This window comes from Pseudohalocynthiibacter sp. F2068 (genome assembly GCF_023015645.1).
GTDB classification, from domain to species: Bacteria; Pseudomonadota; Alphaproteobacteria; order Rhodobacterales; family Rhodobacteraceae; genus Pseudohalocynthiibacter; species Pseudohalocynthiibacter aestuariivivens.
Window position 1 is genome coordinate 46,727 of sequence record NZ_JALKAK010000004.1, and the last position, 17,225, is coordinate 63,951.

A 17,225-nucleotide genomic window follows, 5' to 3' on the forward strand; every position below is an offset into this window, starting at 1 on the left:
GTTAATTTAGGTGCGATGACCAGCGAACAGGCTGAAATAATTTCACTGCAATGTCTTGGTTGGCTGGTAGCCAATGATGACTTGTTGCCGGTTTTTCTGGGCTCTAGCGGGGCTTCGGAAGAAGATTTGAAAAATTACGCAGCAGAACCTGAATTTTTAGGGTCTGTGCTGGATTTTCTGATGATGGACGACGCTTGGGTTGTTTCGTTCTGTGATTCTGCTGGAATACGCTATGATATTCCCGCGCAGGCACGCATGGCGTTACCGGGCGGAAGCCATATGCATTGGACCTGAGAAGGGAATGCTAAAGGTTTTTCAGAGCGGCATCTTCACCTGTTCGCAGTCTGATCAACAGAAGACGTAAATTTTCTGCCTCGGCTTTTGAAAGTTTGCTTTCAAGTTTGGCGGCGTTTTCACGGGCAAAATTTGTACCGAGCGTAACCAGATTTTTGCCTTTATCTGTAAGCGCGACAGAGGTTGTCCGCTTGTCACCCTTACCGGTTGCGCGAAAAAGCGTTTTGTTTTGCTCCATTTGACGTAAAGCGCGCGAAGTAGCGGTGCGATCAATTCCGACAAATGATGCAATATCAGACGGTTGGAACAGGTTTTCGTTTTGCACAGCAAGCAAAATGCACCAGGTAATTCGCGTCAGTCCCAGCGTTTTAAGCTTTTCTTCAAAACGGCGTTCCTGAATGCGTGATGTCAGGGACAATTGATACCCGAGCGATTGATGAAGCCGGTAAGGGGTTTGGTCTGTCATGATTAACACTGTCAATTTTTAGGGTAGGCTGGTCAAGACGCTTTAAAAACCGTTCTGGCGGAAGGTTGCAAAACAGCCTAGAAGCATCTTGGAAACGCGCAACATCCGGAGTCAGTTGGATGCAATATACTGGGGTTCTTTTCGATAAAGATGGTACACTCTTTCATTTTGAACACACGTGGAGCCTATGGGCTAAACGCTTGTTTGACGACCTTGCCAATGGAGACCTTATAAGGGCCATCGAGATGGCGAAGTCAGTTGGATTTGACTATCACACCAAAGAATTTCACCCTGAAAGCATCTTAATAGCGTGCACACCAGACATGATTGCAGAAGCTCTCGCCCCGTCGGTTCCTAACCAGACAGCGGACCAGCTTCTTGTGATAATCAACGCGATTGCGGAAGAAGTTCCCGTTGTCGAAGCTGCACCGTTGGACCCTTTGTTAACAGGGCTTCGCGAACGCGGGATGAAATTGGGAATCGCTACAAATGATGCCGAAGCGCCGGCACGCGCGAATCTGAAAAAGGCTGGGGTCACAGAACATTTTGACTTTATAGCCGGGTTTGATTCTGGGTTTGGTTCCAAACCGGAACCGGGAATGTTGCTGGAGTTTTCCAATTCTATGGGTCTTCGGGCCAAAGACGTGGTCATGGTAGGGGATAGTGCGCACGATCTGGTGGCAGGACGTGCGGCCGGGATGGCAACTGTGGCGGTTTTGACAGGAATCGCAAAGGAGCCAGAACTTGCACCACATGCAGATGTTGTTTTAGCGGATATAGGTCGTTTGCCAGTTTGGCTGGATCGCTAAAGCGCCCGGTTTTTTATCTTCAAATTTTCTCGACGCATTTTTTACGACATTTAATGTCGGTTTCATCCGGTAAATAGCCGTTCTGTTGCGGCTTGCTAGAATGAAGCAATGGAGATGAACGATGGCGAAAACCACACGTAGGCAACGGTCTGGCGGCAGAGCGGGAAATACCCGCGGTTCAGGTAGCACGATAGATCAAATGCCCTGGCGCATTCCAGTGAACACTGATCGCCCGACAGAACCGCTGACTGAAGAAGGCGTTCAGGCCATTCATGACGGTGCCATGCGTATTCTTGAAGATATCGGCATTGAAATCCTGTTCGATGATGCGCTCGCGATATTCAAGGAAATGGGGTGCCGGATTGACGGAACCAACGTTCGCATCGACCGGGATACGGTGATGGAACTGGTCGCCAAGGCCCCGTCAGAGTTTACGATCACACCGCGCAACCCGGATCGCAAGATTGCCATTGGCGGCAAACATATGGTGTTTGTGAATGTCTCTAGTCCGCCAAACTATTGGGATATGGAGACCGGAAAAGTCCCGGGAACGCGCGAACATTGTGCAAATCTGCTGAAACTGACGCAGTATTTCAACTGTATTCACGTCGCGGGCGGTTATCCGGTAGAACCCGTCGATGTGCATGCGTCTGTCAGGCATCTGGATGTGCTTTTCGACAAGCTGACCCTGACGGACAAGGTGCCGCATGCCTATAGCCTGGGCAAAGAGCGTGTCGAAGATGTGATGGAGATGGTGCGTATCGCAGGCGGCCTCAGTCACGAAGAATTCGAAGCGACACCAAGGATGTACACAAACATCAACTCAACTTCGCCACTGAAGCACGATCATCTTATGCTTGACGGATACATGCGCTGCGTGCGGCGCGGGCAGGTTACGGTGGTAACACCCTTCACGTTGGCCGGGGCGATGGCGCCTGTCACAATGGCTGGTGCTGTTGCGCAGTCGTTGGCTGAAGGGTTAATCGCGATCGTTCTGGCGCAATATATTCGCCCAGGCGCGCCCTGTGGGATAGGTACCTTTACCTCAAACGTTGACATGAAAACAGGTGCGCCGGCGTTTGGAACACCGGAATATATGCGGGCAACCCAGATGACTGGCCAGATGGCGCGGTTTTACGGTTTGCCGATGCGGTCGTCCGGCGTGTGCGCCGCGAATGTGCCGGATGGTCAGGCAATGTGGGAAACCTCAAATTCGCTTTGGGCGGCGGTGCAGTCGCAATCGCACATGGTTTATCACGCGGCTGGCTGGCTTGAGGGTGGGCTAATTGCAAGCCCGGAAAAATTCATCATGGATTGCGAGGTCTTACAGCAAATCCAGCGTTATTTTGAACCGATGATTACGGCTACAACACCTGATGATATTGCGCTTGATGCGATCAGGGACGTCGGAAATGACGGGCACTTCTTTGGCATTCAGCATACGCAGGATCGTTATGAGCACGCGTTTTATCAGCCTTTCCTTTCTGACTGGCGAAACTATGAGGGCTGGGATCTGGCTGGAGGTTACTGGACAGCGGAACGCGCCAATAAAATGTTCAAGAACATCATCAATGAATTCGAAACTCCGGCGATGGATGTGTCGATCAGAGAAGAACTCGCAGAATTTGTAACGCGCAGAAAAGCAGAAGGTGGCGCGCCAACTGATTTCTAAAAACTGACCTGTTTGGCTGGTCAGATTCCTATCACCTCGCTAATCTGTGCTCAAACCCGCGATCCAATAAGGGGGAGAAGGCGATGAGCACAGATACAATCACCAATCGGAACCGGTTGCTTTTAGCACTGATCGGCGGGTTCGCCGGGTACAGTTTCTGGTTTTTGTTCGAAGTGCTCGAAGACTTTTTCAGCAATTCGCATGTGTTTTTGCTGATTGCTGCGGCGACGTTTGGGTTTTTTGGATCGTTGATGGCCCTGTTTGGCCAGCTCAAGCTTGGGCGCGCTGCTCTTTCAGCGGTGGTGGTTGCTGTTCCGTCAGCCTTGCTATTGTTTTGGGCAAGTTTTCGATTTGTCGAGATGGAAGAGTTTCTGGAAACGGGTTTACCCCTGATCGCATACAGTGTGCTCATTACCATTCCACTGCCCTTTCTGATTACCGCTCAAAGCGCAAAAGAGGGCTGGCGTTACTATCCGGCATTGTTCGATCACGCCTGGAACATTGTTGTCCGTTACGCCGCAGCCTGGTTGTTCGTCGGCATTTTTTGGGCCGTCGTAATGCTGTGCAACGCTCTGTTTAATATCGTTGGCCTTACGACCATTGAGGACTTGCTTGATATTGACTGGGTGCCATTTGCGCTGACAGGTGGCATATTAGGTCTGGCAATTGCCGTCGTGAACGAACTTTCAGACTATGTATCACCCTTCTTGATTTTACGGCTGTTGCGATTGCTGTTGCCCGCGTTTGTTGTGGTCGTTGCCGTCTTTGTTCTGGCGTTACCATTGCAGGGCTTATCAGGATTGTTCGCGGGCCTATCCGCTGCCGCAACTTTACTCGCGATAGCTGTCGCTGCTGTAACCCTTGTCTCAACAGCACTGGAAAAAGAAGACGCTGATGCTGTTGAAGGCTTTGTTATGCTTGGTTCGGTGCGGCTCTTGTCTCTGATGACGCCGATTATAGTTGCGCTTGCCGGCTATGCTGTCTGGCTTCGGGTTGATCAATATGGCTGGACCCCGGACCGGCTTGCACTGGCAACAGTTGTTGTTCTTATGCAAACCTACGCAGTGGCTTATGCGGTTTCCGTGATATTGCGTCATAACTGGATGATCCACATAAGACGGGCAAATACCTATATTGCTTTGCTTCTGATTGCCTTGGCTGCTTTATGGCTGACGCCTGTATTAAACCCGGAACGTATTTCAACAAACAACCAGATCGCGCGTTTTGAAGCGGGTCGTACCGATGTTGAAACGCTTGATGTGTGGGCGATTGGCCGGGAATGGGGGCATGCCGGTGCTGCAGGGCTAAGGCGTCTTGAAGCAATGACAGATCACCCACAATCAGAGCAATTGCAAGCTAAGATTACGCGCGTCACGGAAGCATCCAACCGATACGAATTAGAGAATACAAGAACCACAACCGAGATTAATTTGTCAACACGAGAGCTGCTCCAAATCCTTGCTGTGCGTCCCGAGAGCGCGGTTCTAAAAGAAGAAATGTTTGCACGTCTTCCCAGCAATACCTTAAACGCGATCATGGATGGTTGCGGGCGAACGACGCCAGAGGGGCATTCGGGATGTGTTGCCTTGTTTGTTGACCTGTTGCCTGCGACAACCGATCCGGAAGTGATCGTCGCATATATGACAGGCAGCCAGAGCGCCCGGTTGGTCGCTTTCGTGCCGACCGAGAACGGTGGCTATGAATTTAAACAATATCTCTCTGATCTCAGTGATTCGAGCAGTAATTATCGAGGCGCGGATACGGTTGACGCGATTCTCGCGGGTAGATTTGCGACGGGGCCTGCTGAAATACAGGTTCTGCGCTTGCTAGATAGTTCAATCTTTATTCAACCCTGACACCGTAAGTGTGATGTTAATGCCTGCACTCTAGCTTTCCTTCAAAATTTTGAGGGGAAGAAAATGCATGGTCTGATTAACCGGTCTATCCAATGTTTCGTTCAAGATACCTATGGTGCGCAGATCTGGGCTGACGTGGCTGTTTCGGCAAACATCGGGTTACCAGGCTTTGAGGCGATGCTCAGCTACGATGACAGCCTGACTTATGCTGTTCTGGATGCAATTGCCGTTCGGCTTTCTAATCCCCGTGACGACGTGATGGAAGATTCGGGTACGTATCTTGTTTCTCATAGGAATGTTGTGGCCGTTCGCCGTTTGCTGCGCTTTGGCGGAGTCAACTTCGTTGAGTTTCTTCATTCTCTGGATGATCTTCAGGATCGGGCGAAACTTGCTGTGCCTGATCTCGATATTCCCAGATTGGAATTGAAAGACAACGGAAAGGGAAATTTTACCCTGTTCAGTCATTGGGTCCATACCGGTTTTGGGCATGTTGCGCTCGGGCTATTACGCGGAATGGCGGATGATTACGGTGCATTGGTGTTTCTGGAGTATGAGGGCGCTGAACTGGGTTTTGAAAAAATATCGATTTCAGTGTTTGAGTCCGACTTTTCGGAGGGGCGTGCATTCGACCTGACACAGATCGCAGGTGAGGTGGCATGACAGAGTTTCAGTTGGGGCAAGTGCTCGACCAGCTTATTCCGATGCACCTTTGTCTGAATGTATCTGGTGATATTACCCATGCAGGCCCGACCCTGATGAAGCTGAGACCGAAGGGCGAACTGATCGGAAATCCATTTCTGGACGTCTTCAGACTGCGTCGTCCGGCAGGTGTAAAGCACGTTTCAGAACTCTTTAATCTTGTGGGCCATAAACTGTATTTGCGGTTTCGTTCCGAACCCGCAACATCGTTTAAAGGTCAAATCGTCAAAACATGTGATGAGCGTGTCCTGCTCAACCTGTCCTTTGGGATCTCGGTTTTGGATTGCGTGCGTGAGTACGGGCTAACGATAGCCGATTTCGCGCCGACGGATCTTACTGTGGAAATGCTTTACCTTGTCGAGGCTAAGACAGCTGTGATGAACGAGCTGCGTAAACTGAACAACAGATTGCAAAGCGCAAAAACAGTAGCGGAAGAACAAGCGCTTTCAGATACATTGACGGGCCTGAAGAACCGCCGCGCTATGGACCATATTCTCGCGCGCAAGATTGAGGCAAACAGACGGTTCGGCCTGATGCACCTTGACCTGGATTTTTTCAAGGATGTGAATGACACCTATGGGCACGCAGCGGGGGACTATGTACTGCAGGAAGTTGCCAATGTGCTTGTCGCAGAAACACGCTTGGATGACACTGTCGCAAGGGTTGGTGGTGATGAGTTTGTCGTTCTCTTTCCGGATATGACGGACGCCGCGAAACTAAAAATTTTTGCACAAAGGATAATCGCGAAGTTGGAACGGCCGATTGCGTTCAACGGAGCGCTCTGCAGAATTTCCGCAAGTATTGGTGCGACGACCTCTGAAAATTACGAGAGCCTGAATGCTGAAAAAATGCTCGCAGATGCAGATTTTGCGCTCTATGCGTCGAAAAGCAAAGGGCGTGCTCAGGTCACATTCTTTTCTGAAACCCTGATGGGGGAGGATCGGTCGGCTGAGCAAATGAAACAGAAGGGATTGCGACCGCATCATTGAAAATCAGGCGTTTTTGTATGGCGCCATGCTGACTGGACGCTTCGGACATTGTTAAAAAGGTCGCAAATACCGTCGTCGCCCCTTGCAGGGGCCCGGGCGCACAACTAAGACTCTCGTAGGTATCCCGCGCTAAAGATCAGGCGACAGTAGCAGGCAGGCAAAATGTACGATCCAATTTCAACACTCACTAACTTCATAATTCCAACCGTCGAAGAGACAACATCACGTGGTTCGATCCGCTATGATATCTTTTCGCGACTCCTGAAAGAACGTATCATCTTTGTTGCAGGTCCGGTTCACGATGAGATGGCAACCGTTATTGTTGCGCAGCTTCTGTTTCTGGAATCTGAAAACCCTTCAAAAGAAATCTCGATGTACATCAATTCGCCGGGTGGCGTAGTGACCTCTGGTCTCTCGATCTACGACACGATGCAGTACATCAAGCCCAAAGTTTCTACTGTCGTAATCGGTCAGGCCGCTTCTATGGGCTCGCTTTTGTTAACGGCAGGCGAGCCTGGGATGCGCTATTCGCTGCCGAACAGCCGTGTAATGGTGCACCAGCCATCTGGTGGGTATCAGGGGCAGGCGACAGATATTATGATTCACGCGCAAGAGACACAAAAGCTCAAAGATCGTCTTAATCAGATCTATGTGAAACACACCGGTCAGAAGATAAAAGCCGTTGTCGACGCGCTGGAGAGAGACAACTTTATGTCCGCAGAGGACGCAAAAGAATGGGGCCTGATCGACGAAATTGTCGAAAATCGCCCTAAATCTGACACCTAATCCATTTACGAGGCAGGAGCCAAAGTCGTGATTTTGGCGTTGTAGATCAAATTTGGCTGGCCTAAGCTGGGTCGAGGGCACCAACTCCTGCCATAATTTGGCGGGTATCAGAGTGAGGCGATGGCCTTAGAGGAAAGTGATGGCGAATAATTCTGGCAACGACGGTAAAAACACCCTGTACTGCTCTTTTTGCGGAAAGAGTCAGCATGAGGTGCGTAAACTTATCGCTGGCCCAACAGTGTTCATCTGCGACGAGTGCGTCGAGCTGTGCATGGATATCATACGCGAAGAGACCAAGACAGCCGGGCTGAAATCATCCGAGGGCGTGCCATCTCCTCGCGAGATTTGTACTGTGCTGGATGACTATGTCATCGGACAAACACATGCGAAACGGGTGCTGTCAGTCGCGGTTCACAATCACTATAAGCGCCTGAATCACGGCTCTAAATCTGGTGAGATTGAACTCGCGAAATCGAACATCATGCTTATTGGCCCTACGGGGTGCGGTAAAACGCTTCTTGCGCAAACGCTGGCGCGTATTCTGGATGTCCCCTTCACAATGGCTGACGCCACAACGCTGACCGAAGCAGGGTACGTTGGGGAAGACGTTGAAAACATTATTCTAAAGCTGTTGCAAGCGTCTGAATACAATGTTGAACGCGCGCAGCGTGGTATCGTTTATATTGACGAAGTTGATAAGATCACGCGTAAATCTGACAATCCTTCGATAACCCGTGATGTGTCGGGTGAAGGCGTTCAGCAAGCGTTGCTGAAAATTATGGAAGGCACAGTCGCTTCTGTTCCGCCACAAGGCGGGCGCAAGCATCCGCAGCAGGAATTTCTTCAGGTTGATACCACGAATATCCTGTTCATTTGCGGCGGTGCATTCGCAGGTCTCGAAAAGATTATCGCGACGCGTGGCAAGGGTTCATCCATGGGATTCGGCGCAGATGTGAAAGACAACGACACCCGCGGTGTCGGTGAGATGTTCACTGAACTTGAGCCTGAAGATCTTCTTAAATTTGGGTTGATCCCGGAATTTGTTGGCCGCCTACCAGTCATCGCAACACTGACTGATCTGGACGAAGACGCGCTTATCACGATTCTGACGCAGCCCAAAAATGCATTGGTCAAACAATATCAACGGCTTTTTGAGTTAGAAGACACGACCTTGACCTTTACCGAAGATGCGCTGGCTGCAATTGCAAAACGTGCGATAAACCGGAAAACGGGTGCTCGAGGTTTGCGGTCTATCATGGAAGATATCTTGCTGGATACGATGTTTGAATTGCCCGGAATGGACAGCGTTGATGAGGTTGTTGTGAATGAAGAGGCTGTAAATTCTGATGCAGCACCGCTTTTCGTACACAGTGATGCGAAAGAAAATCCGGTTTCCGTTGGTTAGATACGCTGGCGACTGAGACCTGCTAAATTATTAGGATAGGGCCATCGTGTGTGCGGCGGCCCTTTTCCATTCTGAGACTGATGGAGTTTTCAGCTCTCGAATAGAACTACTCCCTTACGCGTCCTGAAACTCGGCGCAGCAAAGCCAAATTCTGAAATGAAATGACGCTCCATTATCACGATGCGCTCTCTTCCACTGGACCTTGGCGCAAACATGGTTCATATCATGAGAAATTGCTCCCGGAGGGTTTCATGCGCTTTATTTTGTCTCTTATCACTTGGTGGCACGGCCAAACGCTTGGTACACGGCTATTTACCTGGCGCAAAGGTGTCAAAGTTGGCGAGGATGAGCAGGGCAATATCTTTTACCAAACCCGCGACGGAAAACGCCGCTGGGTGAATTACGCTAACGATATTGAAGCGAGCCGCATTTCCCCTGACTGGCACGGCTGGTTGCATTTCACCTGGGACGAGCCACCGACAAAGACACCATTGGCGCATAAGCCTTGGGAAAAGCAACATCAGGAAAACCTGACAGGTACAGAGCTTGCCTATGCGCCTGCAGGTTCAATCAGGCACACGGCCACTAAGTCTGGTAAAGACTATGAAGCCTGGAAGCCTGAGTAATCCACAGACTTGGGATACTTAAATGTCTGAGAATACAACAGAGGTATTGGTCGGCGGGGCCGTTCTGGCTGTCGCGATAGGGTTTCTTGTTTTTGCCGGGCAAGCAACGGGGTTCTCCACTGAAAGTGGCGACTATTCCTTGAAAGCGAGTTTCAGATCCGTCGAAGGCGTTTCGATCGGGACTGACGTTCGGATGGCCGGTGTCAAAGTCGGAACGGTGATCGGGCTGAACCTGAACACACAAAATTTCAGAGCAGATAGTGAGATTTCGGTTTTTGAAGGTGTCGTAGTTCCGGACGACAGCTCTATCCAAATTTCCTCTGAAGGGCTTTTGGGTGGAACTTTTGTTGAAATATTACCCGGTGGTTCGCCCCTGAATTACGAACCAGGATCGGAGATAGAGGATACGCAAGGCGCAGTAAGCCTCGTGTCCTTGTTGCTGAAATTCGTATCAGGCAGTGAAGAATGATCCGAGCTTTGGCAATTGTTGCTGCTCTGGCCGCAAGTCAGGGAAACGCACAAGATGCCACGGAAGCGAGCGGCGCTGTGCTGCGCAGTCTTGATAAGGTAAACGGTAACCTAGCTGACTATCAGATGTCATCGGGCGAGGTCGTAAAGCTCGGAAGGTTGGAGATCAAACTTAACAGCTGTCGCTACCCAACGGGAAATCCCGCGGGCGACGCTTTTGCTTCGCTGGAAATTCGTGGCGAAGGCTCGGTTTCACCTTTGTTCGAAGGATGGATGATTGCATCATCACCCGCGCTCAATGCTCTGGACCACCCGCGCTATGATGTTTGGGTATTGCGCTGTATCACGTCCTGACCGCTTGGCGTGCCAACCTGTCTGTTGAAATCTGCGTTTACAAGCAAGGCCTGTTCCAGCAATTCACGATAGTGCGCGCGAGAAATTTCAACAGCGCCCAAGGATGCAAGATGTGGGGTGATGAATTGTGTATCGAATAGCGTAAACCCCCCGACCCGCAACCTGTCTACAAGATAAGCCAGCGCGATCTTTGACGCATCCTTGCGTCGTGAAAACATGCTTTCACCAAAAAAAGCACCGCCAAGCGCTACGCCGTATACCCCCCCCACCAATGTATCTTCTTGCCAAACCTCCATTGAATGCGCAAAGCCCATTTCATGCAGTGACAGGTAAAGCTGAAAGATTGAGTCATTGATCCAGGTCTCATTTCTGTCTGCACATCCTTTTAAAACAGAAAAAAAGTCAAAATTTGTTCTAATTTGAAAAGTTTCATGGCGTATATTTCGCTTCAAGGTTCTTGAAATGTGGAATTTGTCCAATGGCAAAATTCCCCGATCTAACGGGTCCACCCAGAAAATCTCGGGGTTTTCCTGTGAATCTGCCATAGGAAAAACGCCCGCAGCATAAGCGCGAAGCAACATTTCAGGTGTGATTTTTTCAGTCACGGGGAAGACCCCCCAAGCACTGGCTACCCGCCCAGGTTGGTTTCCAGCCAATGTTCCAACCAGTGGATGTCGTAGTCACCAGTCTGGATATCCGGTTCATCAAGCAACGCATGGAAAAGTGGCAGGGTGGTATCAATGCCATCTACAATCAACTCTCCCAGGGCTCGCTTTAACCGAGCCAGTGCTTCTGGTCGGTCGCGGCCATGCACAATCAGCTTCCCAATCAGACTGTCGTAATAGGGGGGTATTGAATAACCGTTATAGAGTGCGGAATCCATACGCACACCCAAACCACCCGGTGCATGAAACGCGGTGATCTTGCCGGGACAGGGGCTGAAGTTCGGGAGTTTTTCCGCGTTGATCCGCACCTCGATTGCGTGGCCATGCAGGTCCAGATCATCCTGCCCAAATGACATTGAAAGCCCACCTGCCACGCGGATCTGTTCACGAACAAGGTCTACACCAAAGATGGCTTCTGTAACGGGATGTTCGACTTGGAGTCGCGTGTTCATTTCAATGAAAAAGAATTCACCGTTTTCATAGAGAAATTCAATTGTGCCAGCGCCAATGTAGTTGATACGCGCGACTGCGTCGGCGCAGGTCTTGCCAATCTTGTCCCGCAATTCTGGTGTAATGCTTGGGCCGGGGGCTTCTTCGAAAACCTTTTGATGGCGGCGTTGAAGTGAACAGTCACGCTCTCCCAGATGAACGGCTTTACCCTTGCCGTCCCCAAAAACCTGAACTTCGATATGCCGTGGCGCACCCAGGTATTTTTCAATATAAACTTCATCGTTACCAAAGACTGATTTGCCTTCGGAACGCGCCGTGCGGAACGCCGTTTCAAGTTCATCAGCGGATTTGGCGAGCTTCATGCCGCGTCCACCACCACCGGCAGTTGCCTTGATGATGACAGGGTAACCCACTTCTTCAGCTACTTTTTGTGCCGTTTCATAGTCAGGGACACCACCTTCGGATCCGGGAACACATGGCACACCCAGCGCCTTCATAGTTTCCTTGGCGGTAATCTTGTCGCCCATGATGCGGATATGTTCCGCCGTCGGTCCGATAAACGTGATGTCATGATCCTGAACGATCTGTACGAAATTCGCGTTCTCGGACAAGAAGCCATAGCCGGGGTGAATGGCTTGTGCTCCTGTGACTTCGCAAGCAGAAATGATCGATGAAATCGAAAGGTAACTGTCCACGCCGGGCGGAGGCCCGATGCAGATTGCCTCGTCAGCCATACGCACATGCATTGCGTCTGAATCAGCTGTCGAATGTACGGCGACCGATTTGATTCCCATTTCCCGGGCTGCACGAATGACGCGCAAAGCGATTTCGCCTCGGTTGGCGATCAGGATCTTTTCGAACATGGCGCCTGCCTTTATTCGATGATCATCAGGGGAGCGCCATATTCGACTGCGTCCCCGTCTGTCACCAGAATGCGTTTAACCGTGCCAGATCTGGGCGCGGGGATTTGGTTCATGGTTTTCATGGCTTCAATTATCATCAGGGTGTCGCCTTCGTTGACCTGCGAGCCAACTGTGACGAAGGCGGCGGCACCCGGTTCAGCAGCCAAATAGGCTGTGCCGACCATTGGTGAAGAAACAGCACCAGGGTGGTTCGCTGGGTCTTCTGAGTTGGCAGCAGGAGCTGAAGGGGCCCCTTGTGCGGGTGCAGCGGGTGCTGCAACAGGTGCTGCGGCTTGAACAGCCGCAGAAGCGAGAACCGTTTTTGCGCGGCTGACCCGGACGTTCAAACTGTCGTCCTCGCCGTAACAACGTTTGACTTGAAGTTCGGTCAGATCATTCTCGTGCAGCAATTCTGCCAGCGCCTGAATAAATGCAACGTCTGAATCTTGAGATTTTTTTGTCATGCCATCCTCGATCGGTCTTGCTGCTCGTCTGTAGCGAGCTTGCCCTGAGCTCGTTTGCTTATACGTCAGCCAATGTAGGGTGAAAAGCGATTGTTGCCATTAAATGGAAGACTGCCATGTGCCAGTGAGAAAAAACAATGCGTTAACGAAAAAAGAGAGACTAAAAATTTACCATTTGATAAAAAAATGAACTTGTGGCAAGATTCGCGTGACATAAACCAGCAGGGAGGCCGGTAATGCCAAACAGCCAAATGACGCCGGGGATTCAGTCAGGCAGACTGAGTGCAGAGGCATACCAGGAAAATTTTTCAGATTTGCATCCGCCTTATGAGCCGCATGAAGCTGCCGTTGCCGCAGACCGATGCTATTTTTGCTATGATGCGCCATGCACAACCGCCTGTCCTACCGACATCGATATTCCGATGTTCATTCGTCAGATTCAGACTGGAACACCTGAAGAAGCCGCAAAAACGATTTTTTCTCAGAACATTCTGGGCGGGATGTGCGCGCGGGTCTGCCCGACAGAAACGTTGTGCGAAGAGGTTTGTGTGCGTGAGGTTGCTGAGGGTAAGCCCGTCGAAATCGGACGTTTGCAGCGATATGCGACAGACAAACTGATGAATAGCGGCAAGCATCCGTTCAGTCGCGCCGACGTGACTGGTAAAAAGGTTGCCGTCATCGGCGCAGGGCCTGCGGGCCTTTCTTGTGCGCACCGTTTGTCGATGTATGGTCATGATGTCGACCTCTTTGATGCACGATCAAAGGCTGGCGGTCTGAACGAATTTGGAATCGCTACCTACAAATCCGTAGATGGGTTTGCTGCACGCGAAGTTGACTGGCTTTTGCAGATTGGCGGAATTTCCCTCAAGACCGGAAAATCGCTCGGAAACGGGCTAAGCATTGACCAATTGACGACGGCATATGACGCTGTGTTCCTTGGAATCGGCCTTGCGGGCGTAAATGCACTTCGGGCAGAGGGCGTTGATAAAGACGGAGTGTCTGATGCGGTTGATTTCATCAGCACACTTCGGCAGGCCGAGGATATGTCAACCATTCCTGTTGGACGAAATGTTGTTGTCATCGGGGGCGGGATGACGGCTGTTGATGCGGCAGTACAATCAAAACTGCTTGGTTCTGAAAACGTGACTATCGCCTATCGCCGTGGCCGTGATCAGATGGGGGCCTCAGGATTTGAGCAGGATCTCGCAGCATCGGCTGGGGTGCGCATTCTTGAAAATGCGCAACCCGTGAAGGTGCATGGCAATGGGGCCGTTCAGGAAGTGGAGTTCGAATATACCGAAACCACCAGCGACGGCCTGCGCGGCACTGGCGAGACATTTCGTTTACCTGCGGATCAATTGTTAAAGGCAATCGGCCAGACGCTTGGTGAAACACCTGAAGGGATCATTCTGGAGGGTGGTAAAATCGCCGTTAGCGACGCGGGGCGTACGTCGGTTAACAACGTCTGGGCTGGCGGGGACTGCGCCACTGGCGGGGACGACCTTACAGTGACAGCCGTGGCCGAAGGCCGCGATGCTGCCGAAGACATCCACCAAAGCCTGATGGGCTGAGAGGAGGAATAAATATGGCTGATATTTCTGCAAATTTTCTGGGGATCAAATCCCCGAACCCGTTCTGGCTCGCTTCGGCACCGCCAACGGACAAGGAGTACAACGTCCGCCGCGCGTTTGAGGCCGGATGGGGTGGCGTTGTCTGGAAAACACTTGGGTCGGAGGGCCCGCCCGTGGTTAATGTAAACGGCCCACGATATGGCGCGATTTACGGGGCTGACAGGCGGCTTTTGGGGCTCAATAATATCGAGCTGATCACGGATCGTCCGCTTCAGACAAATCTGCGAGAAATCAAGGCTGTAAAGCGTGATTACCCGGATCGGGCGATGATTGTATCACTTATGGTGCCTTGCGAAGAAGCGGCATGGAAAGCGATTTTGCCTGTCGTCGAAGAAACCGGCGCGGATGGCATCGAGCTTAACTTCGGGTGCCCTCATGGCATGGCGGAACGTGGTATGGGTTCTGCTGTGGGGCAGGTGCCAGAATACATCGAAATGGTGGCACGCTGGTGCAAGCAAAATACCCGGATGCCTGTGATCGTAAAGCTGACGCCAAATATCACCGATATTCGTCGTCCGGCAGAGGCAGCCAAGCGCGGTGGAGCAGATGCCGTCAGCCTGATCAACACGATCAATTCGATCACCTCGGTGAACCTGGATGCAATGTCACCAGAGCCAATGATTGATGGCAAAGGAACGCACGGCGGCTACTGTGGTCCGGCAGTCAAACCGATCGCAATGAATATGGTCGCGGAAATCGCACGCAATCCGGAAACAGCGGGTTTGCCGATATCTGGCATCGGCGGTGTTACCACATGGCGTGATGCTGCGGAGTTCATGGCGCTTGGGTGCGGTAATGTTCAGGTATGTACCGCCGTTATGACCTATGGTTTTAAAATCGTTCAGGAAATGTGTTCGGGTCTCTCTGCTTGGATGGATGAAAAAGGGCATAGCTCTGTCGACGATTTTGTTGGCAAAGCCGTGCCAAACGTTACCGACTGGCAGTATTTGAACCTCAACTACATTGCCAAAGCCAAGATTGATCAGGATGCCTGTATCAGCTGCGGTCGGTGTTATGCCGCTTGCGAAGATACCAGCCATCAGGCGATTTCAATGTCCGAAGATCGCGTGTTTGAGGTGATGGATGACGAATGTGTCGCCTGCAACCTGTGCGTTGATGTTTGTCCGATTGAAGACTGTATCACGATGGAACCTATGCAGCCGGGTCAGATAGACCCGCGCACAGGCGAAAAGGTTCCGTCCGAATACGCGAACTGGACAACGCATCCAAACAACCCATCCGCAGTCTCGGAGCCAACCTTCGGCGGATGAACAATCTCCCAGGGTTTTTAACCCCACCTTCACCCCGGCCTTGTGTCGGGGTGTTTTCGTTTGGGGGGAGGTCGGAAAGTAGTGATGGTTTGCGTTAATGTCATTGTTGACGAGTAATGAGCGGCGAGTTCGAGCTAACTAAGATTGTTGCCGCGAACCCTGTCCTTCGATAGTGATTTCGGTGAACTGGATTTGGTGGATATGGAGCTCATTCGTGGCAAATGAGATGGAATTGACCGGGAGATGCATGTGTGGTGCCGTGAAGATTGTTGCGACAGCCCGCAAGCCAACTGTCGCAGCTTGTCATTGTAACATGTGCCGACAATGGTCGTCAGGGCCATTCATGGGAGTGAATTGCCAAAATGCGGCATTCGAAGGCGAAGAGAGCATTGGTCGAACACGTTCATCTGACTGGGCGGAACGGGGTTTTTGTACGAAATGCGGATCAAACCTTTTTTATCACATCATAGACAGCAAAGATTATCAGATAGCCGCTGGCCTGTTCGACGATCAGTCGAAATTACGCATGTCGTTGCAGGTCTTCACTGACAGCAAACCGAAGTTCTATGAGTTCTCGAACGAGACCAAGATGATGACGGGTGCAGAGGTTGCCGCCTCATTCGGACCCTCACCGAAGTGATCCACCCACCACAAAATTGTTCTTAAGAAGCCTGCGCCGGTTCCTGATTTAACACGAGTGCCGCGCTTAAACCGGATCAGGTGGGGGCTTTGATCCGGGCAATGTCTGAATTGCCTGCAAAGCCCACCTAATCTCCTTGCGGTCTTCTCTTTTCTAAGGTGTCAGCAGCTTGGTGAACAAAAGGTCCAGATACGCTTTTGCCTCCGGGTATGGGTCATCTTCCTTGCCTGCCAGAACACTTCGGACTTGAACGTCAAAGTCGGCGTAGTGCTGGGTCAGGGACCAGATTGAAAAGATCAGATGGTGCGGGTTTACGTTGGCTATCTTTCCTTCAGAAATCCAGTTCTTAATGACTTTTGCCTTCGCATCCACCAGTTCTTTCAATTCTCCGTTGATCGTTTCTTTGATCCGCGGTGCGCCTTGTATGATCTCGTTCGCAAACAAGCGGCTTTCACGGGGGTAATCGCGGCTCATCTCAAGTTTGCGGTGCATGTAAGACAGGATTTCCTGTTTCGGATCCCCCTTGGCGTCCATTGCGCGTAGCGGATCAAGCCATGTGTCCATAAGGCTCGATAAAAGCGCGATATGGATCGCATCTTTCGACGGAAAATAATAAAGCAAGTTTGGCTTTGACAACCCGGATGCCAAAGCAATTTGATCCAGCGTGGAACCGCGATACCCATACTGCGAAAACACCTCTAATGCGGCATCCAGAATTGTGGTGATATTCTTCTGCTGAATGCGTGTGCGCGGTTGAGTCATGCGTCTTCCCAAAAAT

Annotated in this window: 19 protein-coding genes; 14 read left to right on the forward strand and 5 right to left on the reverse strand. The window is 51.1% G+C overall.

From position 1 onward, the window contains the following. Positions 1-15: 15 nt before the first annotated feature. Positions 16-294 carry a DUF3572 domain-containing protein gene (locus MWU63_RS06340; RefSeq protein ID WP_213888666.1) on the forward strand — a complete coding sequence of 93 codons (279 nt, stop codon included), beginning with the start codon at positions 16-18 and terminating at the stop codon, positions 292-294. Between the two features lie 10 nt (positions 295-304). Here the strand turns inward: MWU63_RS06340 and MWU63_RS06345 are convergent, their stop codons facing one another. Next, positions 305-760 (reverse strand): MarR family transcriptional regulator, encoded by a 456-nt coding sequence (locus MWU63_RS06345; protein ID WP_213888665.1) that lies wholly within the window; start codon positions 758-760, stop codon positions 305-307. A gap of 119 nt (positions 761-879) precedes the next feature. Here MWU63_RS06345 and MWU63_RS06350 point away from each other — a divergent pair, with 119 nt between their 5' ends. From MWU63_RS06350 to MWU63_RS06395, 10 genes are all read left to right on the forward strand, one after another. Beyond that, the gene (locus tag MWU63_RS06350; RefSeq protein WP_213888664.1) at positions 880-1,569 is read left to right on the forward strand and encodes an HAD family hydrolase; all 690 of its coding nucleotides are present in this window, start codon (positions 880-882) and stop codon (positions 1,567-1,569) included. 121 nt (positions 1,570-1,690) lie between these two features. After that, on the forward strand, positions 1,691-3,241 hold the full coding sequence (locus MWU63_RS06355) for a trimethylamine methyltransferase family protein (RefSeq protein ID WP_247077296.1): 1,551 nt from the start codon (positions 1,691-1,693) through the stop codon (positions 3,239-3,241). Between the two features lie 83 nt (positions 3,242-3,324). Further along, positions 3,325-5,097, forward strand: a complete 1,773-nt coding sequence (locus MWU63_RS06360; RefSeq protein WP_247077298.1) for a DUF4153 domain-containing protein — start codon at positions 3,325-3,327, stop codon at positions 5,095-5,097. 63 nt (positions 5,098-5,160) lie between these two features. Then, positions 5,161-5,757 (forward strand): heme NO-binding domain-containing protein, encoded by a 597-nt coding sequence (locus MWU63_RS06365; RefSeq protein ID WP_247077299.1) that lies wholly within the window; start codon positions 5,161-5,163, stop codon positions 5,755-5,757. Further along, positions 5,754-6,785, forward strand: a complete 1,032-nt coding sequence (locus MWU63_RS06370; protein WP_213888661.1) for a diguanylate cyclase — start codon at positions 5,754-5,756, stop codon at positions 6,783-6,785. The genes MWU63_RS06365 and MWU63_RS06370 overlap by 4 nt, the downstream gene beginning before the upstream one ends. 162 nt (positions 6,786-6,947) lie before the next feature. Continuing rightward, the gene (locus MWU63_RS06375; protein ID WP_213888660.1) at positions 6,948-7,571 is read left to right on the forward strand and encodes an ATP-dependent Clp protease proteolytic subunit; all 624 of its coding nucleotides are present in this window, start codon (positions 6,948-6,950) and stop codon (positions 7,569-7,571) included. A gap of 139 nt (positions 7,572-7,710) precedes the next feature. Next, positions 7,711-8,976, forward strand: a complete 1,266-nt coding sequence (gene clpX / locus MWU63_RS06380) for an ATP-dependent Clp protease ATP-binding subunit ClpX (protein ID WP_213888659.1) — start codon at positions 7,711-7,713, stop codon at positions 8,974-8,976. A gap of 251 nt (positions 8,977-9,227) precedes the next feature. Continuing rightward, a complete protein-coding gene (locus MWU63_RS06385) occupies positions 9,228-9,602 on the forward strand; it encodes an NADH:ubiquinone oxidoreductase subunit NDUFA12 (RefSeq protein ID WP_213888658.1) in 375 nt (124 codons plus the stop codon). A 22-nt stretch (positions 9,603-9,624) separates the two neighbouring features. Further along, positions 9,625-10,071 (forward strand): outer membrane lipid asymmetry maintenance protein MlaD, encoded by a 447-nt coding sequence (gene mlaD, locus MWU63_RS06390; RefSeq protein ID WP_213888657.1) that lies wholly within the window; start codon positions 9,625-9,627, stop codon positions 10,069-10,071. Continuing rightward, positions 10,068-10,424 carry a DUF2155 domain-containing protein gene (locus tag MWU63_RS06395; RefSeq protein WP_213888656.1) on the forward strand — a complete coding sequence of 119 codons (357 nt, stop codon included), beginning with the start codon at positions 10,068-10,070 and terminating at the stop codon, positions 10,422-10,424. Before mlaD ends, MWU63_RS06395 begins: the two co-directional genes overlap by 4 nt. Here MWU63_RS06395 and aat read toward each other — a convergent pair. The 3 genes from aat to accB are packed head-to-tail and all read right to left on the reverse strand — an operon-like array spanning position 10,388 to position 12,905. Beyond that, positions 10,388-11,005: a leucyl/phenylalanyl-tRNA--protein transferase gene (aat, locus tag MWU63_RS06400; RefSeq protein WP_213888738.1), complete on the reverse strand. Its 618-nt coding sequence runs from the start codon at positions 11,003-11,005 to the stop codon at positions 10,388-10,390. The genes MWU63_RS06395 and aat overlap by 37 nt on opposite strands. A 47-nt stretch (positions 11,006-11,052) precedes the next feature. Beyond that, positions 11,053-12,402, reverse strand: a complete 1,350-nt coding sequence (accC, locus tag MWU63_RS06405) for an acetyl-CoA carboxylase biotin carboxylase subunit (protein WP_213888655.1) — start codon at positions 12,400-12,402, stop codon at positions 11,053-11,055. Between the two features lie 11 nt (positions 12,403-12,413). Beyond that, on the reverse strand, positions 12,414-12,905 hold the full coding sequence (accB, locus tag MWU63_RS06410; protein ID WP_213888654.1) for an acetyl-CoA carboxylase biotin carboxyl carrier protein: 492 nt from the start codon (positions 12,903-12,905) through the stop codon (positions 12,414-12,416). A 236-nt stretch (positions 12,906-13,141) separates the two neighbouring features. Between accB and MWU63_RS06415 the strand changes: the two genes are divergently transcribed. The 3 genes from MWU63_RS06415 (at position 13,142) to MWU63_RS06425 (ending at position 16,447) form a co-directional block, all read left to right on the forward strand. Continuing rightward, entirely contained in the window at positions 13,142-14,476 is a 1,335-nt protein-coding gene (locus tag MWU63_RS06415) for an NAD(P)-dependent oxidoreductase (RefSeq protein WP_213888653.1), read from the forward strand. Between the two features lie 14 nt (positions 14,477-14,490). Next, complete coding sequence (gene preA / locus MWU63_RS06420) at positions 14,491-15,807, forward strand: NAD-dependent dihydropyrimidine dehydrogenase subunit PreA (RefSeq protein WP_213888652.1); 1,317 nt, start codon at positions 14,491-14,493, stop codon at positions 15,805-15,807. Positions 15,808-16,021: 214 nt separating this feature from the next. Continuing rightward, the gene (locus MWU63_RS06425; protein WP_213888651.1) at positions 16,022-16,447 is read left to right on the forward strand and encodes a GFA family protein; all 426 of its coding nucleotides are present in this window, start codon (positions 16,022-16,024) and stop codon (positions 16,445-16,447) included. Between the two features lie 153 nt (positions 16,448-16,600). Here MWU63_RS06425 and MWU63_RS06430 read toward each other — a convergent pair whose 3' ends face one another. Then, a complete protein-coding gene (locus MWU63_RS06430) occupies positions 16,601-17,209 on the reverse strand; it encodes a TetR family transcriptional regulator C-terminal domain-containing protein (protein ID WP_213888650.1) in 609 nt (202 codons plus the stop codon). Positions 17,210-17,225: the final 16 nt, after the last annotated feature.